The organism is Streptomyces sp. NPDC057249, assembly GCF_042669245.1.
Classification (GTDB): domain Bacteria; phylum Actinomycetota; class Actinomycetes; order Streptomycetales; family Streptomycetaceae; genus Streptomyces.
In genome coordinates this window covers 21500-46030 of record NZ_JBHUXS010000026.1, presented here as the reverse complement: position 1 = coordinate 46030, position 24531 = coordinate 21500, and the positions used below count along the sequence as shown (strand labels likewise).

General features: G+C 72.8%; 26 protein-coding genes and 1 pseudogene. 15 read left to right on the top strand and 12 right to left on the bottom strand.

Features of this window, described 5'->3' with window-relative positions; genetic code table 11:
- Nucleotides 1-15 precede the first annotated feature (15 nt).
- The 3 genes from ACFUJY_RS32440 (at nt 16) to ACFUJY_RS32430 (ending at nt 2765) form a co-directional block, all read left to right on the top strand.
- On the top strand, nt 16-1275 hold the full coding sequence (locus tag ACFUJY_RS32440) for an NAD(P)/FAD-dependent oxidoreductase (RefSeq protein ID WP_383306278.1): 1260 nt from the start codon (nt 16-18) through the stop codon (nt 1273-1275).
- Nucleotides 1272-2222, top strand: a complete 951-nt coding sequence (locus ACFUJY_RS32435; RefSeq protein ID WP_383306276.1) for an RNA polymerase sigma-70 factor — start codon at nt 1272-1274, stop codon at nt 2220-2222. Before ACFUJY_RS32440 ends, ACFUJY_RS32435 begins: the two co-directional genes overlap by 4 nt.
- 189 nt (nt 2223-2411) lie before the next feature.
- Nucleotides 2412-2765: a beta/gamma crystallin domain-containing protein gene (locus tag ACFUJY_RS32430; protein WP_383306274.1), complete on the top strand. Its 354-nt coding sequence runs from the start codon at nt 2412-2414 to the stop codon at nt 2763-2765.
- A 51-nt stretch (nt 2766-2816) separates the two neighbouring features.
- Here the strand turns inward: ACFUJY_RS32430 and ACFUJY_RS32425 are convergent, their stop codons facing one another.
- Nucleotides 2817-3302: a VOC family protein gene (locus tag ACFUJY_RS32425; protein ID WP_383306272.1), complete on the bottom strand. Its 486-nt coding sequence runs from the start codon at nt 3300-3302 to the stop codon at nt 2817-2819.
- A gap of 81 nt (nt 3303-3383) precedes the next feature.
- On the opposite strand from ACFUJY_RS32425, the gene ACFUJY_RS32420 reads away from it, so the two are divergent.
- From ACFUJY_RS32420 to ACFUJY_RS32400, 5 genes are all read left to right on the top strand, one after another.
- Nucleotides 3384-3860 carry a nuclear transport factor 2 family protein gene (locus ACFUJY_RS32420; protein ID WP_383306270.1) on the top strand — a complete coding sequence of 159 codons (477 nt, stop codon included), beginning with the start codon at nt 3384-3386 and terminating at the stop codon, nt 3858-3860.
- 94 nt (nt 3861-3954) lie between these two features.
- Nucleotides 3955-4587: an RNA polymerase sigma factor gene (locus ACFUJY_RS32415; RefSeq protein ID WP_383306268.1), complete on the top strand. Its 633-nt coding sequence runs from the start codon at nt 3955-3957 to the stop codon at nt 4585-4587.
- A gap of 152 nt (nt 4588-4739) precedes the next feature.
- Complete coding sequence (locus tag ACFUJY_RS32410; protein ID WP_383306266.1) at nt 4740-5822, top strand: CU044_5270 family protein; 1083 nt, start codon at nt 4740-4742, stop codon at nt 5820-5822.
- A gap of 28 nt (nt 5823-5850) precedes the next feature.
- The gene (locus ACFUJY_RS32405) at nt 5851-6594 is read left to right on the top strand and encodes a histidine phosphatase family protein (protein ID WP_383306264.1); all 744 of its coding nucleotides are present in this window, start codon (nt 5851-5853) and stop codon (nt 6592-6594) included.
- Nucleotides 6595-6772: 178 nt separating this feature from the next.
- Nucleotides 6773-7219 carry a DUF2871 domain-containing protein gene (locus ACFUJY_RS32400; protein WP_383306262.1) on the top strand — a complete coding sequence of 149 codons (447 nt, stop codon included), beginning with the start codon at nt 6773-6775 and terminating at the stop codon, nt 7217-7219.
- A gap of 65 nt (nt 7220-7284) precedes the next feature.
- Here ACFUJY_RS32400 and ACFUJY_RS32395 read toward each other — a convergent pair whose 3' ends face one another.
- Nucleotides 7285-8478 (bottom strand): alpha/beta hydrolase family protein, encoded by a 1194-nt coding sequence (locus ACFUJY_RS32395; RefSeq protein WP_383306260.1) that lies wholly within the window; start codon nt 8476-8478, stop codon nt 7285-7287.
- A gap of 302 nt (nt 8479-8780) precedes the next feature.
- Here ACFUJY_RS32395 and ACFUJY_RS32390 point away from each other — a divergent pair, with 302 nt between their 5' ends.
- The 3 genes and pseudogenes from ACFUJY_RS32390 (at nt 8781) to ACFUJY_RS32380 (ending at nt 11339) form a co-directional block, all read left to right on the top strand.
- A complete protein-coding gene (locus ACFUJY_RS32390) occupies nt 8781-9137 on the top strand; it encodes a YciI family protein (RefSeq protein WP_383306258.1) in 357 nt (118 codons plus the stop codon).
- Between the two features lie 16 nt (nt 9138-9153).
- The gene (locus ACFUJY_RS32385; RefSeq protein ID WP_383306256.1) at nt 9154-10419 is read left to right on the top strand and encodes an RNA polymerase sigma factor; all 1266 of its coding nucleotides are present in this window, start codon (nt 9154-9156) and stop codon (nt 10417-10419) included.
- Nucleotides 10420-10500: 81 nt separating this feature from the next.
- Nucleotides 10501-11339, top strand: a pseudogene (locus tag ACFUJY_RS32380) (class I SAM-dependent methyltransferase).
- 3 nt (nt 11340-11342) lie between these two features.
- Here ACFUJY_RS32380 and ACFUJY_RS32375 read toward each other — a convergent pair.
- The 4 genes from ACFUJY_RS32375 to ACFUJY_RS32360 all read right to left on the bottom strand — a co-directional run bounded on the left by ACFUJY_RS32375 (nt 11343) and on the right by ACFUJY_RS32360 (nt 14739).
- Nucleotides 11343-11942: a hypothetical protein gene (locus ACFUJY_RS32375; RefSeq protein ID WP_383306254.1), complete on the bottom strand. Its 600-nt coding sequence runs from the start codon at nt 11940-11942 to the stop codon at nt 11343-11345.
- Nucleotides 11943-11951: 9 nt separating this feature from the next.
- On the bottom strand, nt 11952-12599 hold the full coding sequence (locus ACFUJY_RS32370; protein WP_383306252.1) for a hypothetical protein: 648 nt from the start codon (nt 12597-12599) through the stop codon (nt 11952-11954).
- Nucleotides 12592-13407, bottom strand: coding sequence for an alpha/beta fold hydrolase (locus tag ACFUJY_RS32365; protein ID WP_383306250.1), 816 nt, complete (start codon nt 13405-13407; stop codon nt 12592-12594). The genes ACFUJY_RS32370 and ACFUJY_RS32365 overlap by 8 nt, the downstream gene beginning before the upstream one ends.
- 261 nt (nt 13408-13668) lie before the next feature.
- Entirely contained in the window at nt 13669-14739 is a 1071-nt protein-coding gene (locus tag ACFUJY_RS32360) for a saccharopine dehydrogenase family protein (RefSeq protein ID WP_383306248.1), read from the bottom strand.
- A 127-nt stretch (nt 14740-14866) separates the two neighbouring features.
- Here ACFUJY_RS32360 and ACFUJY_RS32355 point away from each other — a divergent pair, with 127 nt between their 5' ends.
- Nucleotides 14867-15820 (top strand): AraC family transcriptional regulator, encoded by a 954-nt coding sequence (locus ACFUJY_RS32355; RefSeq protein ID WP_383306246.1) that lies wholly within the window; start codon nt 14867-14869, stop codon nt 15818-15820.
- 115 nt (nt 15821-15935) lie between these two features.
- Here the strand turns inward: ACFUJY_RS32355 and ACFUJY_RS32350 are convergent, their stop codons facing one another.
- The gene (locus ACFUJY_RS32350; protein WP_383306244.1) at nt 15936-16868 is read right to left on the bottom strand and encodes a LysR family transcriptional regulator; all 933 of its coding nucleotides are present in this window, start codon (nt 16866-16868) and stop codon (nt 15936-15938) included.
- 121 nt (nt 16869-16989) lie between these two features.
- On the opposite strand from ACFUJY_RS32350, the gene ACFUJY_RS32345 reads away from it, so the two are divergent.
- Together ACFUJY_RS32345 and ACFUJY_RS32340 are read left to right on the top strand one after the other, a co-directional pair.
- A complete protein-coding gene (locus ACFUJY_RS32345) occupies nt 16990-18225 on the top strand; it encodes an MFS transporter (RefSeq protein WP_383306242.1) in 1236 nt (411 codons plus the stop codon).
- 18 nt (nt 18226-18243) lie between these two features.
- Nucleotides 18244-18654, top strand: a complete 411-nt coding sequence (locus ACFUJY_RS32340) for an SgcJ/EcaC family oxidoreductase (protein WP_383306240.1) — start codon at nt 18244-18246, stop codon at nt 18652-18654.
- A 116-nt stretch (nt 18655-18770) separates the two neighbouring features.
- On the opposite strand, the gene ACFUJY_RS32335 is transcribed toward ACFUJY_RS32340, so the two are convergent.
- From ACFUJY_RS32335 to ACFUJY_RS32325, 3 genes are all read right to left on the bottom strand, one after another.
- Nucleotides 18771-19556, bottom strand: a complete 786-nt coding sequence (locus tag ACFUJY_RS32335; protein WP_383306238.1) for a VOC family protein — start codon at nt 19554-19556, stop codon at nt 18771-18773.
- Between the two features lie 98 nt (nt 19557-19654).
- Nucleotides 19655-20707: a phosphotransferase family protein gene (locus ACFUJY_RS32330; protein ID WP_383306236.1), complete on the bottom strand. Its 1053-nt coding sequence runs from the start codon at nt 20705-20707 to the stop codon at nt 19655-19657.
- Nucleotides 20708-20751: 44 nt separating this feature from the next.
- The gene (locus ACFUJY_RS32325; RefSeq protein ID WP_383306235.1) at nt 20752-21330 is read right to left on the bottom strand and encodes an SMI1/KNR4 family protein; all 579 of its coding nucleotides are present in this window, start codon (nt 21328-21330) and stop codon (nt 20752-20754) included.
- 143 nt (nt 21331-21473) lie between these two features.
- On the opposite strand from ACFUJY_RS32325, the gene ACFUJY_RS32320 reads away from it, so the two are divergent.
- Entirely contained in the window at nt 21474-21968 is a 495-nt protein-coding gene (locus ACFUJY_RS32320; RefSeq protein ID WP_383306232.1) for a DUF1772 domain-containing protein, read from the top strand.
- A gap of 60 nt (nt 21969-22028) precedes the next feature.
- Here ACFUJY_RS32320 and ACFUJY_RS32315 read toward each other — a convergent pair whose 3' ends face one another.
- Together ACFUJY_RS32315 and ACFUJY_RS32310 are read right to left on the bottom strand one after the other, a co-directional pair.
- Nucleotides 22029-22652: a DUF1772 domain-containing protein gene (locus ACFUJY_RS32315; RefSeq protein WP_383306230.1), complete on the bottom strand. Its 624-nt coding sequence runs from the start codon at nt 22650-22652 to the stop codon at nt 22029-22031.
- 175 nt (nt 22653-22827) lie between these two features.
- On the bottom strand, nt 22828-24294 hold the full coding sequence (locus ACFUJY_RS32310) for a multicopper oxidase family protein (RefSeq protein ID WP_383306228.1): 1467 nt from the start codon (nt 24292-24294) through the stop codon (nt 22828-22830).
- Nucleotides 24295-24531 lie beyond the last annotated feature (237 nt).

Genomic DNA, 24531 nt, shown 5'->3' with positions numbered 1-24531 from the left:
AAGGAAGGACCGGTCATGAGCGCACAGCGGGAGACCCGTACGGAGGGCACGCACCACGTGGTGGTTCTGGGGGCCGGATACGCGGGCATGGCCGCCGCCGTGCAGCTGGCGGCCCGGACCGCCGAGCGGCGGGACACGGTGCGGGTGACGGTGGTGAACGCGGGGGAACGGTTCACCGAGCGGATGCGGCTGCACATGACCGCCGCCGGCCGCCTCCTCGACACGATGAGCGTCCCGGAGATGCTGGCGGGCACGGGCGCGCGGTTCACGCGGGGCTGGGTGACGGCGGTGGACGCCGGGGCCAGGACCGTACGCGTCGACGACGAGCGCGTCCTGTCCTACGACACGCTGGTGTACGCGCTGGGCGGGGTCGCCGACACCTCGCAGGTTCCCGGCGCCGACGACTACGCGTACACCCTGAGCAGCACCGAGGACGCGCGGCTGCTCGCCGACCGGCTGAAGGCCCTGGGCGGCGAAGGCGGCGCCACGGACCGGGAGGACGGAGAACGCGGCGAACGCGGCGACGGCACCGTGGTCGTCGTCGGCACCGGCCTCACCGGCGTCGAGTCGGCGGCGGAGATCGCCGAGCGGTACCCCCGCCTCGACGTCGTCCTGCTCGGCGGCGAGGAGCCCGGCGCGGCCATGAACGACAAGGCCCGGGCGCATGTGCGGGCCGCCCTCGGCCGCCTCGGCGTACGGGTCCGCGGCGGCGTCCGCGTGGCGAAGGTGCTCGCCGGTTCGGTGGAGCTGGAGGGCGGCGAGTCCATCGCGGCCGACGCGGTCCTCTGGACGGGCGGCACCCGGGTGGCACCGCTGGCGGCCGCCGCCGGCCTGGAGGTGGACGAGCGCGGACGGGTCGTCACCGACCGGGCGCTGCGCTCCGTTTCGCACCCCGAGGTGTACGCGGTCGGCGACGCGGCCGCGATCCGCCAGGGCTACGGGGTCATGCACGGGACCTGCCAGGGCGGCATGCCGACCGGGGTGCACGCGGCTCTGTCGATCGACCGGGTCCTCAGGGGCAAGGAGCCGAAGCCCTTCCGGTTCGGCTACTACCACACGCCGGTGAGCCTGGGCCGGGGCGACGCGGTCGTGCAGTTCACCCGGCCCGACGACAGCCCGCGCCGGATCTGCCTGGTGGGAGCGGTGGCCGTCCGGTACAAGGAGACCGTGACGGCCTCGCCCTGGCCGACGTACGGCCGCATGAGGAAGATGCCCGCGTCGGGCGCGTTCTGGCCGCGCGGAGGCCGCTTCACCCGTATCCGAGGAGACAGATGACCAGCGCCGACGACCGTTCCGCCCACCCGGGCCAGCAGGTCTTCCTGGAGTACCGGCGGCTGCTGTTCGCCGTGGCGTACCGCGTTCTGGGCACCGCCGCCGATGCCGAGGACGCCGTCCAGGACGCCTGGCTCAAGTGGTCCGCCGCGGACCGTTCGCAGGTGGCCGACCCCAAGGCGTACCTGACCCGGATCGTGACCAACCTGGCGCTGGAGCGGCTGCGGTCCGCCCGGTACAAGCGGGAGACGTACGTCGGACCGTGGCTGCCCGAGCCCATCCTGACCGGCGGGGGCGCCGCCGAGGCCGTCCCCGACGCCGAATCGGCCGCGCTGGGCGCCGAGTCGGTGTCGATGGCCATGCTGGTGGTGCTCGAGACGCTCAGTCCGCTGGAGCGCGCGGTGTTCGTGCTGAAGGAGGTGTTCGCCTTCAGCCACGCGGAGATCGCCGAGGCGGTGGAGCGTTCCGAGGCGGCGGTACGGCAGGCCGCGCACCGCGCCCGTGCGCACGTGCGGGCCCGGCGCCCGCGCTTCGAGGCGGACCGGGCGCGGCAGCGCGAGGCGGCGGAACGTTTCCACGCCGCCGCGACGGGCGGTGACGTCAACGCGCTCCTCGAACTCCTCTCCCCCGACGTCACCCTGTGGACCGACGGCGGCGGCAAGGTCCGCCAGGCCCTGCGCCCGGTCTCCGGCGCGGCCACGGTGGCCGGCTGGTTCTCGGCGATCGGCACGGTCGCCTACCAAGGTGTCGAACCGGCCGACATGAAGGCGGAGCTCACCGAGATCAACGGCGGTCCGGGCATGGTGTTCAGCGGACCGGACCGCGTCGTCGCCACCGTGACCTTCGACTTCGACGCACAGGGGCGCATCGCCGCGATCCACAACGTGGCCAACCCGGACAAGCTGCGGGCGGTCTCCGAGGGAGTCGCGTACGACATCGGGGCACGGTAGCCCGCCCCCGCCCTCGCCCGTTCGGGTCGACATGCGGCGGCACCGCCCCACCTGCCGCGCCTGCCGGTGGAGCGACTACAAGATCGTCAACGAGTCACCACCCGGCTCGGCGGAGCGCGCCCGTCGCATCGCGGCGCCACGCCACCGACAGGGCCGGGCCTCGGCCCGGGCCCGAACGAAGGAGATCCCGTGATCGCACAGGGCAAGCGCATCCTCGGCTCCCTGGCCATGGCATTCGCCGCCGCGGCCTCGCTGACCGTCGCGGTACCCGCAGGGTCCGCCTACGCCATCGACCACGTGGAGTGCGTCGGCGGCGCGGACTTCCTGAAGATCTACTCGCACCTGGACGGCCGTCAGAGCGTAGACTGCTACGCCAACGCGGGCCGGACGGACTTCGGCGGCTGGTGGGCCGACCGGATCGTCACCGGCAACAACGACCTCGTCTACTACGACGTCAACGGGGACTCGGTCCGGATCAACCGCTGGACGGACATCACGTTCCCGAACAACCCGCCCCGGATCAAGAGCATCCAGATCCTGTGAGCGCCCGGAAGTGAACCACCGGCCACCGTCGTGCGCGAACGGCGATGGCCGTCAGACGACGTCGAACTCGTTGCCCTCCGGGTCCAGCATGGCGGTGGCGTAGAAGTCCATCTCCGGCACCTCCCTGACCTGCGCCACCGTGGCACCGGCCTCGACCAGCCGGGCGACCGCGGCGTCGACCCGCTGCTTGCGGACCTCCAGCGGGACGCCACGCCCGCCGCCGGCCTTGAGGTCGAAGTGCCACCGGTTCTTGACCGCCTTCACCTCCGGGACCCGCTGGAACCACACCCGCGGCCCGTGCCCGGCGGGATCGACGATCGACTCCGGCAGGTCCCCGGAGCCGGGGGGCAGCTCCTCCTCGGGCACCCCCATGTCCTCCCAGTACGCGCGCCAGCTGGCATGCCCCTCCGGCGGCGGCTCGGGGACGTAACCCAGGGCCCCGCCCCAGAAGGCCACCATCCGCTGCGGATCGGAACAGTCGATCACCAGCTGCACCGTCATCCCGGTCGTCATCCCGGTCTCCCTCTCCGTCTCCATCGCCGCAGCATCCCAGTCGGGTCTGACAGCGCAGCGGAAGCGCCTTGACCTCAAGTCCGCTTGAGGGATGAGGCTTGCGCCATGAACACCGAAGAGATGCGGCGGCAGCTGCGGCACCTGAGCGACCGCGCCGAGATCACCGACCTCCTGGACCGCTTTCTCCGTTCCCTGGACCACGGAGTCCTCGACGACGAGTGGGCCTGCGCGTTCCACACCGAGGACGTCACCGCCGAGATGCCCGTCGGCACCGTCCACGGCCGCGAGGCCGTGCTGGACCGCGTGCGGCAGGGCATGGCACTGTTCGACCGGACCGTGCATTTCGGTACGAACAACGTCATCGACATCGACGGCGACAGGGCCACGGTCCGTGGCGCCCAGCTGAGCACCCACGTCCTCGCGGACGGCTCGGACGGCGTCTTCGTCTCCGCCGGGCACACCGAGACCGAGCTGGTCAGGACGGCCGACGGCTGGCGGATCTCCGCCACCGCGCTGCGGATCGTGTGGACCCGGGGGACCCCGCCCCGCCTGCCGGCGGAGCTCGCACCGGCCACCGTCTGACGCGCACCCCGGTGTGGCGGGGGTCACGGGAACCCGCCGGGCAGGGCGGAGAGGTAGAGGTGTGAGATGTGATGATCAGGAGGACCGGGAGCGCATGCGCACACGCATCAGGGCGGGCGACCGCCAGGCGTTCGCCGCGCTCTACGAGGAGTACGCGCGGCCGGTCTACAACCATGCCTACCGGCTGACGGGCGACTGGTCGACGGCCGAGGAGGTCATGTCCGAGACCTTCCTCGCCGCCTGGCGCACCCGGCACGCCGTCGAGCCGGAGGGCGGATCGCTGCTGCCGTGGCTGCTCGGCATCGCGACCAACAAGGCCCGCAACGCCAACCGGGGCACCGGCCGGCGCCTCGCCTTCCTGGCCCGCCGCCCCGCCCCCGAGCCCGTCGCGGACATCGCGGACGCCGCGGCCGGCCAGATCGACGACACCCGGCGGCTCGCCGCGGTCCGCCAGGCGCTGGGCGGACTGCGCCGCCAGGACCGCGAGGTGCTGGCCCTGTGCGTCTGGGCCGGCCTCGATTACGCGGAGGCCGCCGAGGCGCTCGGCGTCCCCGTGGGCACGGTGCGGTCGCGGCTGTCCCGGGCCCGCGAGCGGCTGCGGCGGCTCACCGACGAGCGGCTGGCCCGGGAACGGAACGACAACGGCACGGAACCCCGCCCCCGTCGCGGAGAGGTACAGGGCAGGGCCGCGTTCGTGGCCCTGCCCCTCCAGGAGGAAGCCCGATGAACGACCGCACCTCCGGCCCCACGAGGCCGTGTCCGGAAAGTCCCGTCGTACGCCCGGAGGGCGTGGCCTGCGGCGTCTGGTGCGTGCTCTCGGCGTGCCGGCCGCGATCCCTCGTACTGGACGTACTTGGGATTTCGGCCGGTGCGGCGAGAGTGCGTGCCAGGCGTCGCGGGCCAGACGGGACTTTCCGGACACGGCCTAGGGCCGAACGCGAGGAACTGGCCCGGCTGCTGCCGGCCCCGGCCGAACGGGACCTGCCCCCGGGGCGCCATCTCCACCACAAGGAAACCCTGATGCAGTTGATCGACCAGGACGGCGACCGCACCACCGCGCGCCCCCGGCCCCGCCTCCTGCGCCCCGCCGTCCTGCTGCCCGCCGCCGGACTGGCCCTGGGCGGGGTGCTGTTCACGACCCTCGCCGTGACGGACCGGGCCGAGACCCCCCGCACCGCCTCCACCGCCACGGCCCCGCGCGGCGCGACCGTGCTGCTGGACCGGATCGCCACGGTCGCCGCGAAGAGCGACGCGATCGAGGTCACCGACGACCAGTACGTGTACGTCAGGACGCTTCAGGCCGGGAGCGAGGGCGAGTTCGGGGGCCCGATGAAGCCGGCCGAGCCCGGGGAGCGCGAGGTCTGGATGACCCAGGAGCCCGGACCGGTGATCGACGAGGGCCTGATCCACCAGGACGGCGCGTACTACCCGATCACGGTCGGCGTCCCGGACGGCGAGAAGCCCGTCGGCTACCCGGAGGGCCTCAACCGGCCGACGTACGCCTGGCTGGCCTCCCTGCCCACCGACCCCGACGCCCTGCTCCGGCGGCTCGCCGCCGAGATCACCACGGACCAGGACGCGCGGAACACCCCGGCCGACGAGCGGGACCCGGACCAGGACGCCTTCGAGGCCATCGGCGAGCTGATCCAGGAGACGCTGATGCCGCCGAAGACCGCGGCCGCCCTGTACAAGGCCGCGGCGAGGATTCCCGGTGTGAGCGTGGACACCGACGCGGTGGACGCGGCCGGCCGGCACGGCATCGGCGTGGCCCGCGACGACACCCGGACCGGCTGGCGCACGGCCTGGATCTTCGACGCGGAGACCCTGGCGTACCTGGGCGAGCGGACGTACCTCATCCGGGACACCTCCATGGGCAGGAAGGGCACCGTGCTGAACAGGTCGGCGGTCCTGGAACGCGCGGTGGTCGACGCCCTCCGCGAGAAGCCGTCGACCACGGCCTGATCCGGCCCGGGGGCCCTACCCTGACGGCATGACGGACACGGTACGGGGAAGCGGCGAGGCGGCGCCCTGGCGTCCCGAAGGGGAACCGGGCGGGGCGCCCCTCGCCGTGCCGAACGCGCTCGGCGCGCTGTGGGCGGTCCGGCACGGGCAGAGCACCGCCAACGTCGTCTTCGCCGAGGCGGGCGCGGCGCCCCTGGAGGGCCGCGACCGCGACGTACCGCTGTCCGGCCTCGGCCGGGCACAGGCGCGGGCGCTCGGGCGGTGGCTCGTGGAGTACGCCGGGGAGTTGGACCTCGTCGTCTGCTCGCCGTACGTACGGGCCGGGCAGACCTGGCAGGTGATGGCCGGGCACGCGGCCGGCGAGGGCGTCGCTCCGCTTCCTCTTCTGGTGGACGAGCGGTTGCGGGACCGCGAGATGGGCGTCTTCGAGCTGTACCCGCCGGCCGCGCTGGCGGCGCGGGACCCCGAGGAGGCCGCGCGACGGGACCGCCTGGGCGAGTGGTTCTACCGCCCTCCCGGCGGGGAATCGCTCGCCGATGTCGCCCTGCGGGTGCGCGGCCTCCTCGCCGATCTGGAACGGGCGGCGCCCGGGCGGCGCGTCCTGCTCGTCGCACACGACGCGGCGGTCGTCGCCGTCCGCTTCGCCCTGGCGGGCCTCGGCGCGGCGCCGCCCGAGAGCGTGCCGCCGGTACCCAACGCCTCGCTCTCCCACTGGCAGGGCGACGGCCACCGCCTGAGCCTGCGGCTCTGGGGCGGGACCGCGCACCTCTGATACGCCCACGGACGGCCGGCCCGGTGGCCAGGGCCGCGCACGAGAAACGCTCGAAGACCGCTTGAGACCCGCTCGTGCGGTTCCCCGACGAGCCCGGCGAAGCACCCGTACGCGCGGGACCGGGTGCTTGAATGCCCCTGATCGGTACGGTATTCGACCCAGGGGGGCGAACTCCGCCATGCGGAAGTCGTATTACGCAGCACACGTCTACATGATCGTCGGCGTGATCTCGGGGCTCTTCTACCGGGAGTTCACCAAGGCCAAGGACTTCCACGGCGACACCCAGCTGGCGCTCATGCACACGCATCTGCTGGCGCTGGGCATGCTCGTCTTCCTGCTCGTCCTCGCCCTGGACAAGGCCTTCGGACTGTCCGGCTCGAAGCTGTTCACCGCGTTCTTCTGGTTCTACAACGCCGGCATCGCCATCTCGACGGCGATGATGGGCGTCCACGGCATCCTGACCGTGCTCGGCCGGGACGAGGACCACATCGCGGAGGCCGTGCCGCTGACCGCCGGACTCGGCCACATCCTGCTGACCGTGGGGCTGATCCTGCTCTTCATCCTGCTCGGCAGGCGCGTCAACGAGCACGTCAAGCCGGCCGCGGAGACGGCGGGCACCGCCTGAGCGCACAGGTGGGGCCCTCGATTATTACGGCGTAATAATCGAGGGCCCCACCTCCTCAACCGCCGCTACCGCGCAGGCGCCTGGAACACCACCTCCGGGTTCCCCGGCGTCGGGCCGGCGAGCAGACGCTGCGGTACGCCCTTGAGGTGGAGGTCGAAGAAGGCGGCGACGTAGTCGCGGGTGATGTCGCCCGACCGGTCGCCGGGCAGCGGGGCCGAGGGGTCGGCGATGCCCAACTGCTCCGCGAGGATCGGCAGGTCGGTGAAGGTGAAGTGGCCGGCTCCGGTGACCGTGAGCCACCTCTTCCAGCCGTCGAGACGCTTCCAGTCCCGGTCCCACGTGGTGTCGAAGGTCCCGCCGGACGCGTGGTCGACGTCGGTGCCGAGCATCATGAAGGGCCGGCCCCGGAGCCCTGCGGCGGGCACCGGGTCGAAGAAGGTGCCGTCCATGTTCACCCCGGCGCGCACCCGCCGGTCGGCGGCCATCGTGGACGCGGCGGAGTCGCCGCCGATGGAGTGCCCGGCCATGCCGACGTGCCGCCGGTCGATCATCGAGGCGTAGCGCCACGCCGGGTGACGGCCGGTCAGCCGGTCCAGCAGGAACGAGATGTCGGCGGCCCGGCCCCGCGCGACCTCCGCGAGCCCCGCGTCACCGACCCGCTCCACGTAGTCGCAGGCGGCGCAGGGCAGGACGCGCCCACCCGGGAAGACGGTGGCGACGGACTCGTGGGCGTGGTCCACGACGGCGACGACGTACCCCCGGGACGCCAGGTCCGTCGCGAGGGACGTCAGCGTGAACCGGCTCTGCCCGAACCCGGGCGACAGCACGACGAGCGGAAACCGCCCCGGCGCGGGCGCGGCCCCGGCACGCGCGTACGTCGCGGTGGCCCCGACCGCCTCGGGCGCCACGAAGCCGCCCAACCCCCGCGACTCCAGCAGCAGTTCCGCCTCCTTGGTGCTCATGTACGGGGCACGCACCCCGGTCCCGGCCCGCGCCGGATGGAACATGGACACCAGCAGCTCACGCGCCCCCGCCTCCGGTACGTACGGATCGGCGCGCCCGGTGTCCCGCAGGTGCAGGGTGCTCTCGCCGACGGCGTACGGCCCGGTCGGCGCGGGAAGCCGCAGCTGCGGGGCGGGCACGTCGGCCACGGACGTGCCGGCGGCGGGCTGCGGGGAGGCGGCGGCCGGGGTGACGGCGGTCGCGCCCAGGGCGAGGACGAGGAGCGCGGCGGCCAGGGCGCGGTGACGATTTCTCATGATCCGAACGCTAGGCGCGGACCGGCGCCCCAACGTCCGCCCCCGGTCCGGGGTTCGGTACCTCTGCGGTCGCATGCGCGGGGGGTGTGTCGTACCACGGGCCTACCGGCACGCGGTGACCGGGAACGAGGGCGCGGGCAGCGGGTCCACGGTCTTCCTGACCACCGACCACCGACCACCGACCACCGACCACCGACAAAGTCCTATCCTCTGCCGCAGCGGAGAACGTCGATCTGCGACCGGCTCGTTCGTCGTAGAGACAGGAGGGCCGGCACAGGCCCCATGGCGATGGGATGCACGAGATGGCGAAGTACCTGCTCCTCATCTACGGGAACGAGCAGATCTGGGAATCGATGTCCGAGCAGGACCGGAAGGAGGTCGGGGCCGCCCACGCCGCCTTCACCGCCGCGGCCGGTGACGCGGTCCTCGCCGGTCACGAACTCCTTCCGACGACGACCGCGACGACCCTGCGCGGCAGCGCGAGCGGCCGACCGACGCCGACCGACGGACCGTTCCCGGAGGCCAAGGAGGCCCTGGGCGGCTACTACCTGGTGGAGGCGCCCGACCTGGACGCGGCCCTCGCACTCGCCGGGCGACTGCCCGAGGTGGCGGTGGGGCACAGCGGGGTCGAGATCCGTCCGATCAACGAGCCGGGCTGAGCGGGAACGGCGCGACGTGACGGAGAACACCGGCGACGCCGAGGTCACGGAGGCCGTCGCGCAGGCGCACCGCCGCGAGTGGGCCGGGGTGCTCGCCGCGACGGTGCGCGTCACCCGCGATCTCGACCTCGCCGAGGAATGTGCCCAGGACGCGTACGCCCAAGCCCTGCGGAAGTGGGCCGCGAACGGCGTCCCGGAGCGGCCGGGCGCTTGGCTGACCACCGTCGCCCGCAACCGCGCGAAGGACGTCCTCCGCCGGGAGTCCGTCCTGCGCTCGACGCTGCCGCTGCTGGTCGTGGACGATGCCGTGACCGGGCCGGAGGACGGGGAGGGCCCGCAGGCGGTCGACGACGACTGGTTGCGGCTCATCTTCACGTGCTGTCATCCGGCCCTCTCGCGCGACGCGCAGGTGGCACTGACCCTGCGGCTGGTGTGCGGCTTGTCCACGACCGAGGTGGCCCGGGCCTTCCTGGTCCAGGACACCGCGATGGCGGCGCGGATCACGCGGGCGAAGAAGAAGATCAGCGGTGCCAGGATCGCCTACCGGGTGCCTGCCCCCGACGACCTTCCCGAGCGCCTGGGCTCCGTGCTCGACGTCGTGCACCTGGTGTTCACCACCGGCCACGCCGCTCCCGTCGGCGGCCGGCTCGTACGGCAGGACCTGGTGGACGGTGCCATCCACCTCGCCCGCACCCTCCACCGCCTGCTGCCGGGCAACAGCGAGGTCGCCGGCCTGCTCGCGCTGGTCCTGCTCACCGACTCCCGCCGGGACACCCGCGTATCGGAGGACGGGGCGCTGGTCCTGCTCTCCGCGCAGGACCGGACGAGGTGGGACACCGGGCAGATCGAGGAGGGCTGCACGCTGCTGACCGAGTCGCTGCGCTGCGGGGGCCCCACCAGGTACTCGCTCCAGGCGGCCATCGCGGCGGTACACGCGGAAGCCAGGACCTGGGAGGAGACCGACTGGACGGAAGTGATCGGGCTCTACCGGGAACTGCACCGGCTGTGGCCGTCTCCGGTGGTCGAACTGAACCTCGCGATCGCCGTGGGCTTCCGGGACGGCCCTCAGGCCGGCCTCGACGCACTCGCCCCCCTGCTGGACGACCCGGCTCTGGGGACCTACGCGTATCTGAGCGCCGCCCGCGCCGACTTCCTGCGTGCCCTGGGCCGGTGGGCGGAGGCGGCCACCTCGTACGAGGAGGCCCTGGCCATGACCGACAACGAGGTGGAGCGCGCCTTCCTGGCCCGCCGCCTCACAGAGGTGACCGGCCCTCCCGGCTGATCGCGCGCCCCCTGGATGCCGAACTCGCCTGACGGACTCTCGGAGCTCTCGTCGGCGCCCGCATCGCCTACGCTGCCCCGCATGCCCGACATCACCGCTTCCGCCCGTCGCGACGACACCCCCGAGGACTCCCGGCGGGAGCGGCTGCGGCAGACGTTCGACGAGGACGCGGAGCTGTACGACCGGGCCAGGCCGGGCTATCCGACGGCGCTGTTCGACGACCTCGCGGAGCTCGCCGGAACCCGTGCCGGCAGCCGTGTCCTGGAGGTGGGCTGCGGGACCGGGCAGGCCACGGTCCCGCTGGCCGGGCGGGGGTGCCGGATCATGGCCGTGGAGGCGGGCCCGAGCATGGCCGCGGTCGCCCGGCGCAATCTGGCCGGGGCGGCGGACGTGGAGGTGGTGACGGCCGCGTTCGAGGTCTGGCCGCTGCCGGCGGAGCCGTACGACACCGTGCTCGTCGCCACCGCGTTCCACTGGATCGACCCGGCGGTGCGGGTGCCCAAGGCCGCCGACGCCCTGCGGACGGGCGGGGCGCTCGCCGTGGTGCGGACCCAGCATGTGCGGGGCGGCACCGAGGAGTTCTTCGTGGAGGTCCAGCGCTGCTACGAGCGCTTCGACCCGGAGACGAAGCCCGGGACCCGGCCTCCCACCGCCACTGAGGTCGGCAACGCGGACCACGCGGAGGAGGTGGAGCGCAGCGGTCGCTTCGGCCCGACGGTCTTCCGGCGTTACGAGCACGACGTCACGTACACCACGGCGGAGTACCTGGACGTACTGCGCACGTACTCCGGCCACCGGGCGCTCCCGGAAGCCGCCCGGCGCGGGCTGCTGGACTGCGTCGCGGAGCTGGTCGACGGGCGGTACGGGGCCGGGTGACGAAGCGCTACCTGATCGAGCTGGGCGTCTCCCGCAGGCGATGACCGCTACCCGTTCACCCCCACGATCCCCCAGCCCCTGCGGGCGGCCTCGGCCAGGACTTCGCCCCAGTTGGTCAGGAGGCGTACGAAGGCGTCGAAGTCGCTGAACCGGGACGCCACGGCGGGCTCCCCGAAGGGCGCGCGGAGCTCATCGAGCCGGGACCGTACGCGCTCCCAGGTCGCGAGCAGTTCCCGTACGCCCGCCGGGGACTTCGCGACCAGCAGACCGGAGCCCCCGGAAAAGAAGTCGTATCCTTCGTCCGGCTTCTCGTCATCGAAGTCCGGCCCGTCCCAGATCAGCCCGCCGAGCAGCGCGTCCAGCTCCGCCCGCACAGCCGGGTCGACTTGGTCGCGCGCCTTCTCCCACGCCTCCCCCGCCCAGAAGTGCGGCTTGTACGAGCCGAGGGTGCCAGGGAACTCGTAGACGCCGAACAGCGCGCTGTGCGGCCCGCGCGGCCACTCCCACCCATACGTCACCGACATGGTGTCCCACAACCCGGTCGCCTCGTCGTACCAGGCGTCCCGCAGCCGCTCCAGCCGCTCCGGGGGCGGGACCTCGGCCAGCCAGGACCAGTCGGCGATCAGTGTGGTGATATCGACGCCCATGGCGTCACCCTACGCACCCCATCGCCGGGGCCGGAGAATCACTTCGCTGCCGATCGGAGTGAATCCGCAGGCCAGAAAGGCGCGGAGCGAGCGGGCGTTGCCCGGGGACACGGCGGCGAAGAGCGGTTCGCCCGCCGGGACGAGCGTGAGGGCGTCCGCGAGGAGGCCGCGTCCGTTGCCGTGGCTGCCGTGGTGAGGCGCGTGCAGTTCGATGCTCAGTTCGCGCCGTCCGGCAAGACCGTCCGCCAGCGTGATCAGCCCTCGCTCATCGCCGTAGACCTTGACGCCGGTCCTCAGCTCGCGGGCGTACAGGACGCGCGGGTGATCGTGTGCTCCGTCCCCGAGTTCGGCCAGTCGCGGCGTTCCGCCGGTGCCGCAGGCCGTCAGGGTGGCGTCGGTGACGCCGACCGTCCCGTCGGGGCCCGCGAGGTGGCGGAGGAAGTCGGGGGCCAGGGATGCGCCGAAGCCGTCGGGCCTCAGGGCGAGCACGTCCGTGGGGTCCAGGGCGGTGGCGATCACCGCGTGCCCCGTGAAGGCGACCGATGCCTCCAGGCCGTCGGGCAGCGGCGGCAGCACCGTCACGCCGCCGTCGCAGGGCGGGAAACGACCGTGGGCAGCGTCGGTGAAGTGGGCCAGGAGCGGGTGCGGTTCAGTCACGGTCGGCCACCCGGGCGGTGAGGAAGTCCAGCAGGGTGGCGTTGAAGGCTTCGGGCTGCTCGGCACCTGGCAAGTGGCCGGCCTTGTCGATGACGGCCATCGTCGCGTGCGGGACGAGGTCGTGGATCGCCTCGGCGTCCGCGACGGGGGTGTAGACGTCGTCCGCGCCGACGACGATCAGCACCGGCACGCGGACCGCCGCCAGCGTGTCCCGGTAGTCGGGGCGTTCGGCCCGCCCGCGCAGGGCCGCCGCCGCACCGTGGGGGTCCGTGGCGCGCATCATGCCCAGGACGCGCTCGGCGACCTCGGGCATCGCGGTGACGTTGTACGCCGCGAGCATCTTGTCGATCACCTCGCTCGCGTACCCGTCCATCCCCTCCGCGAGGAGCCGGTCGGCCAGGCGGTTGCGGAACGCCTTCCCCTCGTCGGTCTCTGCGGGAGCGGAGGTGTCGGACAGGACCAGGGCCCGCACCCGGTGCGGGTGACGGCGTTGGAGCTCCATGGTGATCTGGCCGCCCATCGAGACTCCGCCGATCACGGCCCGTTCGATACCCAGGTGGTCGAGGAGCGCGGCGAGGTCGTCGGCGAAGTCGGCGAGGAACACCTTGCCCCGGGTGACGCTGCTGTGGCCGTAACCACGCAGATCAGGGGTGACGGCCCGGTATCCGGCCTCGGCCAGCGCCTCGGCCTGCGGTGCCCAGAGAGTGCGGTTGAACGGATGACCGTGAATCAACAGGACCGGCAGCCCGGCCGACGGCCCGAAGTCGTCGTAGTGGAGGGCGGCCCCGCGCAGCTCTATGGCGTTCATGCCGGGCACCTTAGCCGGGTGATCAACGGGGCGCGGAGGAGTTCTGCCTGCTGGGCGGGGCCGTGGCGACCAGCTGGGCCGCCTCCTTCGAGCGCGCACGGGGCGGTGGCCCCTCTCCGACACAGAGGGGCCACCGTTCTCGGGTCCGGATCAGCGATCAGCTGCTGACGTCAGCGGTGAAGGACGTCCACGCCGCTTCCGAGACCTCCGGACCGGGAATGGAGATGTCCGGGCCGCTCTGCTGTCCCCGCGATTCGGACCTCATCCCCTGACGGTGGCGCCCGGGCCGTCGATGCTCCACTGCGCGCCATGCTCGCCGAGGAACCGCAGGAAGTCGGCCGGGGAGTACGCCTGGGACGGGGCGAGGACACCCGCAGGGGCACCGTCCGCGACGAGGCGGCGGGCGCTCTCGACTGCGATCAGGGCTGTGGTCCCCTGCATATCGGTGCCGTGGATGACACCGCGCGCGTGGCGGCCGTCCTCGCCCGTCGCCTCCACGACGATGATCCAGCGCGCGTTGCGGCGGCTGTCGGCGGGCGGCCCCTCGGGGACGGCATCGAGGACCGCCGGGGTGAGCCCGGCGAGCGAGACGACCAGTTGCGCGTTGGCCACTCCCTCGACGCGCCGGGCTTTGACATGGCGGGGGACGGTGACGATCGCCGGGAGAGGGAACTTGGCCACCGGCGTCGAGCCCGCTCCGCCCGGAAAGGTGAGTCCTGTGCACCGGACGGCGACATCCGCGTGCCAGCGCCCTTCCTCGTAGCCGAGGCCGCCGGTGGTGAACGAGTCGATGTTCTCCAGCCCGGAGCGGAGTGTGCCCCGCGACGGCATCGCGCCGCCGCTGACGACATCCAGCCCGATGACGAGTTCGCGTACCGGTGCCACACGCTCGGCGACCACGTGGGCGAGCAGGTCGCTGGGAAGACCGTCGTCGTTGGTGCCCGGAACCACGGTCAGCCCCGCCTGCTCGGCCGGTCCGGCGAACTCTGCGAAGGTCCGGTCGAGGTGGTGCTGTTCGCCGGAGATGTCGACGTAATGACACCCGGCGGCGAGGGCGGCTCGCACCACCGCTTCGCCGGAAAGGACGAAGGGCCCCGCGCAGTTGATGACGGCCGAGCAGTCCCGGAAGGCCTGGGCGAGCACCGTGTGGTCCTCGGCGGCAGCCTGCCTGATCGCGGCGGAGGGGACGGTGCCGAGGCCCGCCCGCGAGGCCGCCTCGGCCAGGCGCCCGGCATCGCGGCCGACCAGCACCGTATCGATGTCCCGCCGGTTCAGTTCCGCCAGGACGAGTTTGCCGGTGTAGCCGCCGGCGCCGAATACCGCGATACGCATGTCCGCTTCCCCTTCGTTGATTCTCGGATTCAGCGTATGGATCACCAGCAAGACGAGTAATGCTCTGCTGTCTCCCTTCCATGCGCGTTCGTCTCGATGCGGCGCCTTGCTCGGTACGCTGGCTCCTGTGGATCTACTCAGTGATGTCGTCGCCGCCATGCGGGTGGGGCGGCCGCACTACGCACGTGGTGAGCGGCACACACCGTGGGCGATGAGACATCCGTCCTTCGCCGGTGCCGGTTTCCACCTCGTGCTGGAGGGCAGAGTCTGGCTGACGCCCTCGGACGGGGAGCCGGTCGAACTACAGGCCGGCGACATCGCCTTCCTCCCCCACGGCAGCTCTCACTCCGTGGCCTCCGATCCCGGCGGATGTGCTGCCCTTCTTCCGCCGACGCCGCTCGTCGATCTCCGGCGGGACGGGCTCACCGACCGCGGGGAGGCAGGGGTGGGGGTCCGGACGACGATGCTGTGCGGGGCGTACCTCATGGACCGGGCGCGCCCGCACCCTCTGCTGGCGGAGATGCCGGAGGTCGTGCACCTGCCCGCCCGCCCGGGACGGCACGCGGCGCTGCGCGGGGCCACCGAACTCCTCGCGACGGAATTGGCGGAACCGCGGCTCGGCCGTGACGCTCTGCTGCCCGCGCTGCTCGACGCCCTTCTGCTGTACATGATGCGGGCCTGGCTCGACGAACGACCCGGGGGCGACGCGGCCGGTGGGTGGTCCGCGGCCCTTCGGGACCCCGCCGTTCACGCCGCGCTCCAGGGGATTCACGGTGCCCCGGAGCGGCCTTGGACGGTGAAGGAGCTGGGAGCCGCGGCGGGACTCTCCCGAGCGGCCTTCTCCCGGCGGTTCACCACCTCGGTCGGCCGACCGCCGCTGTCCTACCTGACCTGGTGGCGCATGACCCTCGCTGCCGGCCTTCTGCGTGGCTCCGACGCCTCGCTGAGACACGTCGCCAACAGGACGGGTTACGCCTCCGAGTTCGCGTTCAGCGCGGCGTTCAAGCGGGAACACGGGATGTCGCCGGGGGCCTACCGGCGACAGAACACGTCTACAGGTCCGCGGGTGGACCTGCCGTAGGACACGCAACGCGCACGGAAAGTCACCGGTGTCCCCTCAAGGGGCCGCAGTTCGCGTCCTGTGAGGTGCGATGCCGGCTCGCCGTCAAGGTGGGCGGCGTATTCCGGGGCAGCGCTCACCGCCCAGCCGCCCACCCCGGCACCCAGCTCCCCGCCGCCCCCCGCTCCCCCGCCGTCGCCAGGTGCGTCCGTAGCGTCGTCAGACCCGGGTGCGGGTTGTCGCGGTGCCAGAGGAGGGAGTGGGGGTAGACCGGGACCGGGTCGGTGACCGGGATGCGGCGGAGGTCGTGGGTCTTGGGCCAGATGAGGCGGGAGTGTGCGCCCATGAACGTGGCCAGGGACGGGGTGTCCGCGATGGTGTCGAGCAGGACGTCCGAGCCGAAGTTCGGGCCCGTCGCCTCGATGGTGAGGCCGAACTCCGCGACCAGGTCGTCGTAGTACGCGCCCCACTCCGTGCCGGGGGCGATGCCCGGCATCCAGATGCGGTGGCCGATCAGGTCGGTGAGGGTGACCGAGGGGGCGTCGGCCAGGGCGTGGGCGGGGCCGGTGAGGAGTTGGAGGGGTTCGTCCAGGACTCGGGCGGACGCGATGTCGTCGGGGAGGGGGCGGCCGGGGTCGGCCACCGCGCGGAACGTCGCGTCGAGTTCGCCGGTGCGGAGGGCGGCCACGGCCGTGTCCATGCTGACCAGCATCATCACGTCGAGGTCGATTCCGGGGTGCGCGCGGTGGAAGGCGCGCATCAGGCCCGACTGCGCGGTGCGGGATGCGATCACGTCGACGCGCAGCGGCCGGCTGCCGGGGCGTACGGACGCGCTCGCGCGCTCGGCCGCGCGCAGCAGTTCGCGTGCGTGGGGCAGGAACGCCCGGCCGTCGATGGTCAGCTCGGCGCCGCGCGGGGCGCGTGTGAAGAGGCGTACGCCGAGGTTCTGCTCCAGTGCGGCGATGCGCTTCGAGACGGCCTGCTGGGTGACCGAGAGGTCGGCCGCGGCCCTCTGGAATCCGCCTGATTCGGTGACGGCGACGAACGTGCGCACTGCTTGGAGGTCCATGGCAGGCACCCTAGAGGACAACCACGGGTTGTGTCTCGACCGGTCATTGGTTGTTTGACCTGCGCTTATGCCGAGCGATTAGCTTCCGTTCGGCAATCTCGGGTTGTGTGGGTGAGGTGGCGTGGGCAGAAGAGCGTTGGGGCGGCCGTTCGGTTGGCTGTGGGCCGCGTACGCGGTGAGTGCGTACGGGTCGGGGCTCGGGTTCGGGGCCCTGCCGCTGCTCGCCGTGCTGGTGCTGGACGCCGGTCCCGCCGAGGTGTCCGCGCTGTCGGCGGTCGGGCCCGCCGTGGGGGCGCTGGTCGCGGTGCCGCTCGCGCCGTGGGTGGAGTTCCGGCGTAAGCGGCCCGTCATGATCGGGATGGACCTGGTCCGGTTCGCGGCGATGGCGTCGATCCCGGTCGCGTACGCCTTCGGGCTGCTCGGGTTCGTCCAGCTGCTGGTCGTGTCGGCCGTGGTCGCCGCGGCGAAGATCGCGTTCGGCGCGGCGAGCGGCGCGTATCTGAAGGCGCTGGTCCGCCGGGAGGACCTGCTCGTCGCCAACGCCCGGTTCGAGTCCACGAACTGGAGCTCCATCGCGGTCGGTCCACCCCTCGGCGGCGCGGCGATCGGGGCCTTCGGGCCGGTCGTCACCGTGGTGGCCGACGCGCTCAGCTATCTGCTCTCCGCGCTCGGCATCGCCGCGATCCGGGGCCGGGAGGACGCGCCGGGGGTGCGCGACCGGGCCCCGCTGCGGGCGGGCGCGCTGCTCGCCGGGTGGCGGCACATCTTCGGCCACCGCGTGCTGCGGGCGCTCTACCTCAACCAGATCCTCGTCGGCGGCCTGATCATGGCCACCGAACCGCTGCTGGCCGTGCTCCTGCTGCGGCGGCTCGGGTTCCCGCCCTGGCAGTACGGTCTCGCCTTCGCCGCTCCGTGCCTGGGCGGGCTCATCGGCTCGCGGCTGGCCCGCCGGGTCGTCGCCCGCTACGGCCGCGGCCGGGTCTTCCGGACCGTCGGCACCCTGCGCGCGGTCTGGCTGATCGGGCTGGTGTTCGTACGGCCGGGTGTCGTCGGGCTCGTCACGGTGATGGCCGTCGAGCTGGCCATCATCGTCAACATGAGCCTGTACGGGCCGGTGCTCTCCACGTACCGGCTGGAACACACGCCCCAGCACCTCGTCGCCCGCACGCTCACCGCCTGGTCGATCGGGCAGCAGGCGTCCATCGCCGTGCTCACCGCGCTCGCCGGGCTGCTCGCCGACGCGACCGGCCCGCGCACGGCCCTCGCGGTCGCCGGGGTGCTCGTCCTGGGAACGCCGTTCCTGCTCCCCGGGCGGGAGCGGGTCCCCGGGGCGGCCCTTGATCTCAATCGGACTTGAGGTTGCAGGATGCCCGGCATGGACACCGAAACGCTCACCCCGGAACACACCGCCGACCTCGAAGCGATCCGCGCGGTCGTCGCCACCGTCGAACGCTCCCAGCAGCGCAAGGACCCCGACGCGTTCCTGGCCCTCTTCCGGCCCGACGCGGTCTGGACGACGGCCCACGGCAAGGTCCTCATCGGCATCGACGCGATCTCCGCGTTCACCCGGACCGTGCTGCCCGCCGCCGGCTGGGCCGGGCACGTCACCTACGACGTGGCGCACGTCCTCTTCATCCGCCCGGACGTCGCGGCGGTCAAGGTCCGACAGCGCTACCTGGCACCCGAGGAGGAGAGCGAGGGCGCTCCGCTGTACGTGATGAGCCGGGGCGACGACGGACGGTGGCTGCTGACCGCCGGGCAGAACACGCAGGTCGTGACGGGCTGACGGGCTGACGGGCTGACGGGCCCCGTGCCCCCGACCGCACGGGGGCCGGTCAGCCCGTCGCCGTCTCTCTTTCGAGCCGCGTGAACGGCTTCGGCACACCGCCCGGCGAGCGGAGGTCAGGACATCTTCGGCGCGATGACCGAGAACGCCCCGCCCTGCGGGTCGGCCAGGACCGCCATGCGGCCGGCGACCATGTCGAAGGCGGGGGCCAGGACCGTCGCACCGGCGCGGACGGCGGCCGACTGGATGTCGTCCACGCTGTCGACCGCGAAGTACGGCTGCCAGTGCGGCGAGACGCCGGGCGGCAGCTTGCTCATGTCCATCATCCCGCCCACCGCCCGCCCGTCGACCTGGAACTCGACGTAGCCGTCGGCGCCCTCCATCTCGGAGGGGGTCGCCGTCACCGGCAGGGCGGCGGAGTAGAACGCGGACGCCTCGTCCGGGTCCGGGGTGGTCAGCTCGCTCCAGACCAGCGCGCCGTGCTCGTTGACGATGCCCGCACCGGCGAAGGTGCCGGGCTGCCACAGGCCGAAGACGGCGCCCGCCGGGTCGGCGAACACGGCCATCCGGCCGAGGTCCATGACGTCCATCGGAGGGACGACGACCGTGCCGCCGGCGTCGGTGACGGACGTGAGGGCCGCGTCGATGGCGTCCGTCGACAGATACGTCGTCCACTCCGCCGGCGGCATCGGGTCCGGCACCGTGCCGTCCGGGTTCATGGCCTTCATGATTCCGGCGACCGGCTTGCCCTTGAGCGTGCAGACGGCGTAGCCGCCGTGTTCCGCCGGGCCCGCCTCGCCCTGCCAGCCGAACAGGTCGCAGTAGAAGTCGATGGCCGCCTGCTGGTCGGGGACCATGAGGTCGATCCAGCAGGGGGTGCCGGGCCGGTAGGGATCGTTCATTTCGGGCACGGGTGCCTCCGGGAGGCTGCTCGGGAACGGACGGGCCGTCCTTACCCGGACCCCGCGCGAGCGGAATCGACCCGTACGGGTGACAGCGTTCAGTACCAGGGCCGCTCCTCCGGCGCGGGCAGCGGGCGCAGGGCCGGCCAGTTCTCCAGCAGGCGGGCGGCCAGGGCGGAGGCCAGGCGGCCGAGTGCGTGCAGTTGGTCGTGGTCGCGGGCGAGGTCCGCGACGACGCCCAGGCGGTGCACGAGGCGTTCGCGGGCGGAGACGTACCCCCACTCGAAGTCCTCGGCAGGCAGCCGGGCGAACTGGTCGGCCGTGCCGCGCCGCGCCCGTTCGACCAGCGCGTCGCCCTGGATGAGCCAGCCCGCGCAGGCGTCGGCGAGGTCGCCCGGCACGTCCCGGCCCGTGAGGTCGCGCCAGGTGGACCGGTAGACGGCCTCCACCTCGGTGAGCGGGGCCGCGGTGACCGACAGGGCGCACCAGCAGGTGGGGAAGCCGATGCGGAAGTACGCGAGCTCGACCAGGCCGTTGCCGAGGGCGGCGCCCTCGAAGTCGACGAAGCGGACGCCGTCGGGGGTGCGGAGGTCGTTGCCGGGGCACGGGTCGCCGTGGAGCAGAGCGTGGTGCCCGGTGGGGTCGAGCCGTTCCAGGAGCCCGGCGAGTTCGTCCGGAACGGCGGGCGGTACGGGGACGTCGAGCGCGCGGGCGAGGGCGAGGAAGGACTCGGCGTCGGTGGCCGTGGGACCCGGCCAGGCCGGGAGCGCGCCCGCGTCGGCGGGCCCGGTCAGGGCGTGCAGCCGGGCGAGCGCGGCGGCGTACCCGGGCATCCAGTCGTCGGTGCGGCCGAGGTCGTCCACGTATTCGAGGAGCATGACCCGCTCGGCCGGGTCCGTGGCGAGCAGCGCGGGCGCCACGGAGCCGCGCCCCGCGAGGCGCAGTCCGGCGACCTCCCGGGCGAAGCGCGCGTCCGCGTCGGCGCCGGTGTCCCCGTCGTCGGTGATCTGCTTGACGATCGCGGGCCGCCCGTCGCCCGCCCGCACCCGCCACACTCGGGACCGGGGGCTGCTGTCCAGGGGCTCGCCCTGGGCGGGGATGCCGCCCAGGGCGGAGAGCAGGGGGGCGGTGAACGGGAGGGGGATCGGCATGGGGTGAGCGTAGCCGGGGGCTTCGCCGGGGCCGGGCCCGAGCGCTACGGCCGCTGCACCCAGGTGATCTCCGGGCGGATTCTCGGCAGGCTCCAGAATTCCAGGGCGCCGCCCGCCAGGTCGGCCAGGAACTGCACCGCACCGCCGGTGTAGTGCCACCAGGCGCCGTTGCGGGAGGCGACGGTCACCGTCCAGTCCTGCGGGCCGGACGGGCTGGTGGACCAGAGGAAGTAGTCGCCCTGGTTGGAGGACGACCAGGGCAGCAGGCCGCCGGGGGCCGGGTACGGGTGCAGCGGGACGGCCAGGTCGGCGTCCTCGCACCACTCGGCCAGCGTCTCCAGGTCGTCGGTGCGCTCGGCCCAGGCCGTCTCGTGGCCCGGGACCGGGCCGCCCACATGCAGGAAGTCGCTCAGCACGAACGTCGGGTAGCGGTCGCACAGGAGCTTGTAGTCGGCGGGCAGGGGCGTCCCCAGGGCGGCCTCCAGGCGTGGCCAGTCGACGCCCGGCGGGGCCGGCAGGCGGTGCGCCGCGAGAGCGGGCAGCACGCGTTCGAGCTCCGCGACCGCCTCGGCGGGGTCGGTGAGGCGGCGGGCCGGGGTCTGTGTGCCGACGAGATCATCCACCCGTGCAGGCTGTCACAAAGGGCGCCCCGCCCTCGCGGGGCGCCCGTACTCTGTCCTTGACCTTCCTGTTGCATTCCCTTTGCGCACAGGAGAGTTGACTTGAGCAGGCACCGCCGCACCGGCAGAAGCTGAAGGGTCAGGCAATGGAGATCGCACAAACGCTCGCGTTCATCGCGGCCACCGTGACGACGGGGCTGGTCAGCGGGCTGTTCTACGGCTTCGCCATCTCCGTGATGCCGGCACTGCGCGGTGCGGGGGACCGGACGTTCATCGATGTGATGCAGCGGGTCAACGTCGCCATCCTCAACGGGTGGTTCGTGCTCGGTTACATCGGCGCCCTCCTGTTCACGGGGCTCGCGGTCGGGCTCCAGTTCGGCGGTGGGGACCGGGACGCCGTGGTGCCGACCGTGGCGGCGCTCGTCTGCTACATCGCGTCGATGGGGGTCACCAGCCGCCTCAACATCCCGCTGAACAACGCGCTGGAGGCCGCCGGCCCGGTGGACGGGATCGCGCGGCCCGAGGCGGTGCGGGCCGCGTTCGAAGGGGCCTGGGCGCGCGGGAACGTACTGCGCACGCTGCTGTGCACCGCCGCCACGGGGCTGCTGTGCTGGGCCCTCGTCCTGCACGGCGGCAGCTGAACGCGCGGAGGGCGGGTACGGGGCCCGTGCCCGTACCCGCCCTGTCCGGAGCCGCGCCGGTCAGCGGCCGGCGGACAGCAGCGCCTCCGCGCGGCCGTGCAGCTTGGCGGCGTACACCGCGCAGCCCAGGGCCGCCGTGTTGAGGAGCGTCCGGAAGATGTTGACGGTCTCCCAGGTCCCCTTGAACTTGTCCACCAGGGAGAAGTCGTGGACCTTGGCCGGGTCGCCGAGGTCGGCGAGCTGGTTGTTGAGCGGGATCTCGACGCCCATCGTGAGCATCAGGACGACGAGGTAGAGGACGGCGGCGAGGCCGGCCCACAGGGCGATGGTCCTGCGCCCCCGGCGGAACTCCAGGAACGCGGCGAGGCCCGCGGCAACGATGGCCCCCATGAAGACGAGCGCGAACAGGCCGTTGCCGTCGATCTCCGCGTTGAACTGCTGCATCGCGGCGACATAGGTGCGGTCGTCGGTCTTGGCGAGGCCGGGCATGACCGAGACGTCGAAGGCGAAGAACAGGCCGGCCATGAGCCCGAGCGTGATGACGGAGATCATGTGCAGCCAGCCCGCGGCCTTGTTCGGGCGGTCGGCCCGCGGCGGCACGGGCGCGGCCGGCTGACCCCACGGCTGCTGGTACGGCGCCTGCGCGCCGTTGGAGCCCTGCTGCTGGTACGGATTGGGTGTCATCGGTACGTCCTCGCTCTTGTCCGGTTCGTAAGTGGGGTGCCGAGGCGCGCTGTTGACGAGGATAGAGGTGCAGGTGCTCCCGCCGCGGGCGCGGAGGCCGCCCTGGACAGGATCACGAGCGTTCCTCCAGCGAACGTCGAGTGATACTCGAACGGGCGTGCCCGGATGGGACGGGTCAGCGGATGCGCATCTGCGCCATCATGCCCATCGCCGAGTGGTCGAGCAGGTGGCAGTGATACACGTAGGTGCCGCGGTAGGAGTCGAAGGTCGCCTGGAGTCTGACGGTCTCCCCGGGCATCAGGCACACGGTGTCCTTCAGCCCCGCCTCGGCGCCGGTCGGCGACTTCCCGTTGCGCTCCAGGACGCGGAACTGCACCAGGTGCATGTGGAAGTTGTGCGGCACGTCGGTGTTGGTGTTGGTGACGGTCCAGACCTCGCTGGCACCGTACGGGATCTCGGTGTCGACGCGCGCCGGATCGTAGGCGCGGCCGTTGATGGTGCCCTGCGGTGCGCCGCCGGCGAGGGCGACGTGCAGGTCGAAGGAGCGCCGCCCGGTCACCGGCGGCAGCGGCGGCAGTGTACGCAGTACGGACGGCACCCGGCTCGGATCGGGCGCCTGGCGCACCACGTCGAAGCGCATGACCTGGCCCGTCCGGTCCGGGTCGCCGGGGCCGAGGGTGTTCTCCAGGACGAGCCGGGTGCCGACCGGGTAGCGGGAGAAGTCGATGACGATGTCCGCGCGCTCGGCCGGTGACAGGAGCAGCGAGTCGGTGGTGAAGGGGCGCGGCAGGAGGCCCCCGTCGGAGCCGATCTGCGTGAAGGACGAGCCGTCGGCCAGGCGCAGCGCGAAGAACCTCAGGTTGGACGAGTTCAGCAGCCGGAAGCGGTACTTGCGGGCGGCGACCCGGAGGTACGGGTACGGTTTGCCGTTCGCGAGGATCGTGGAGCGGCCCGCCGCGTCGTCCAGGACGTACAGCAGCTGCCCGTCGTCGTCGAAGTGGGCGTCGCGCAGCGCCACGGTGACGTCGTAGCGCCCGGCCGGCAGCGGCAGCGCCTCCTCCACGTCGTCGGTGAGCAGATAGCTGCCCGACAGGCCCCGGTAGCAGTTCTCGGACTCCGAGTGGTGGGCGTGGTCGTGGTACCAGAGCGAGGCGTGCGGCTGCTGGTTGGGGTACGTGTAGGTGCGGCTCGTCCCGGAGGCGAAGGTGTTCATCGGCCCGCCGTCGCTGTCGACGGGTACCGAGGCGCCGTGCAGGTGCACCGAGGTGTCGACGCCCAGCCGGTTGTGCTGGCGCATCACCACGGGGCGCCCGGAGCGGGCCCGGACGATGCCGCCGGGGAAGTGCCCGTCGTAGGTGAGGACGTCGGTGCGCAGGCCCGGCAGGATCTCGGCGCGGGTGCGGCGCATCGTGATGTCGTAGACGTCGGCGCCGCCCCTCGTGGAGCCGGGGGTCAGCACCGGCAGCAGGGGCAGCGGTACCCGGAACGGCTGGACGGCGGGGCCCACCGGGACGGCCGTGCCCGCCGGGACGGTTTCGCGCGGGGCGGCGCCCGCCGCCATCAGCGGGGTGAAGGCCGCGCCGGTGAACAGCCCTGCGCCGGTGACGCTCAGGGCGGTCATCAGAGTGCGTCTGGTCACCATCACGGAACTCCTGCTGCTGGATTCGGCGGACGCGCCGAGTGCAGCAAGGGCGGCTCGCAGGCGTCTCGGGAGCTGCTAGGGCGGGCAGCCGGAAGGCCCGTACGCGACGGATGTCCCGCTTTCGCGCTTGAGAACGCGTCCAGACCGGAGCCGGCTCCGCCAGGAATCCGCTTGCGGTCCGCTTGCGCTCCGCTCCGTATACCTGAGCCGTCCGATGCCCCACGCCCTGCCCACCTG

Coding starts and splice junctions, on each gene's coding strand:
- ACFUJY_RS32440 (WP_383306278.1), top strand. CDS start 16: ATGAGCGCACAGCGGGAGACCCGTACGGAGGGCACGCACCACGTGGTG.
- ACFUJY_RS32435 (WP_383306276.1), top strand. CDS start 1,272: ATGACCAGCGCCGACGACCGTTCCGCCCACCCGGGCCAGCAGGTCTTC.
- ACFUJY_RS32425 (WP_383306272.1), bottom strand. CDS start 3,302: ATGGAGACGGAGAGGGAGACCGGGATGACGACCGGGATGACGGTGCAG.
- ACFUJY_RS32420 (WP_383306270.1), top strand. CDS start 3,384: ATGAACACCGAAGAGATGCGGCGGCAGCTGCGGCACCTGAGCGACCGC.
- ACFUJY_RS32415 (WP_383306268.1), top strand. CDS start 3,955: ATGCGCACACGCATCAGGGCGGGCGACCGCCAGGCGTTCGCCGCGCTC.
- ACFUJY_RS32405 (WP_383306264.1), top strand. CDS start 5,851: ATGACGGACACGGTACGGGGAAGCGGCGAGGCGGCGCCCTGGCGTCCC.
- ACFUJY_RS32400 (WP_383306262.1), top strand. CDS start 6,773: ATGCGGAAGTCGTATTACGCAGCACACGTCTACATGATCGTCGGCGTG.
- ACFUJY_RS32395 (WP_383306260.1), bottom strand. CDS start 8,478: ATGAGAAATCGTCACCGCGCCCTGGCCGCCGCGCTCCTCGTCCTCGCC.
- ACFUJY_RS32390 (WP_383306258.1), top strand. CDS start 8,781: ATGGCGAAGTACCTGCTCCTCATCTACGGGAACGAGCAGATCTGGGAA.
- ACFUJY_RS32375 (WP_383306254.1), bottom strand. CDS start 11,942: ATGGGCGTCGATATCACCACACTGATCGCCGACTGGTCCTGGCTGGCC.
- ACFUJY_RS32365 (WP_383306250.1), bottom strand. CDS start 13,407: ATGAACGCCATAGAGCTGCGCGGGGCCGCCCTCCACTACGACGACTTC.
- ACFUJY_RS32360 (WP_383306248.1), bottom strand. CDS start 14,739: ATGCGTATCGCGGTATTCGGCGCCGGCGGCTACACCGGCAAACTCGTC.
- ACFUJY_RS32350 (WP_383306244.1), bottom strand. CDS start 16,868: ATGGACCTCCAAGCAGTGCGCACGTTCGTCGCCGTCACCGAATCAGGC.
- ACFUJY_RS32340 (WP_383306240.1), top strand. CDS start 18,244: ATGGACACCGAAACGCTCACCCCGGAACACACCGCCGACCTCGAAGCG.
- ACFUJY_RS32335 (WP_383306238.1), bottom strand. CDS start 19,556: ATGAACGATCCCTACCGGCCCGGCACCCCCTGCTGGATCGACCTCATG.
- ACFUJY_RS32330 (WP_383306236.1), bottom strand. CDS start 20,707: ATGCCGATCCCCCTCCCGTTCACCGCCCCCCTGCTCTCCGCCCTGGGC.
- ACFUJY_RS32320 (WP_383306232.1), top strand. CDS start 21,474: ATGGAGATCGCACAAACGCTCGCGTTCATCGCGGCCACCGTGACGACG.
- ACFUJY_RS32315 (WP_383306230.1), bottom strand. CDS start 22,652: ATGACACCCAATCCGTACCAGCAGCAGGGCTCCAACGGCGCGCAGGCG.
- ACFUJY_RS32310 (WP_383306228.1), bottom strand. CDS start 24,294: ATGGTGACCAGACGCACTCTGATGACCGCCCTGAGCGTCACCGGCGCA.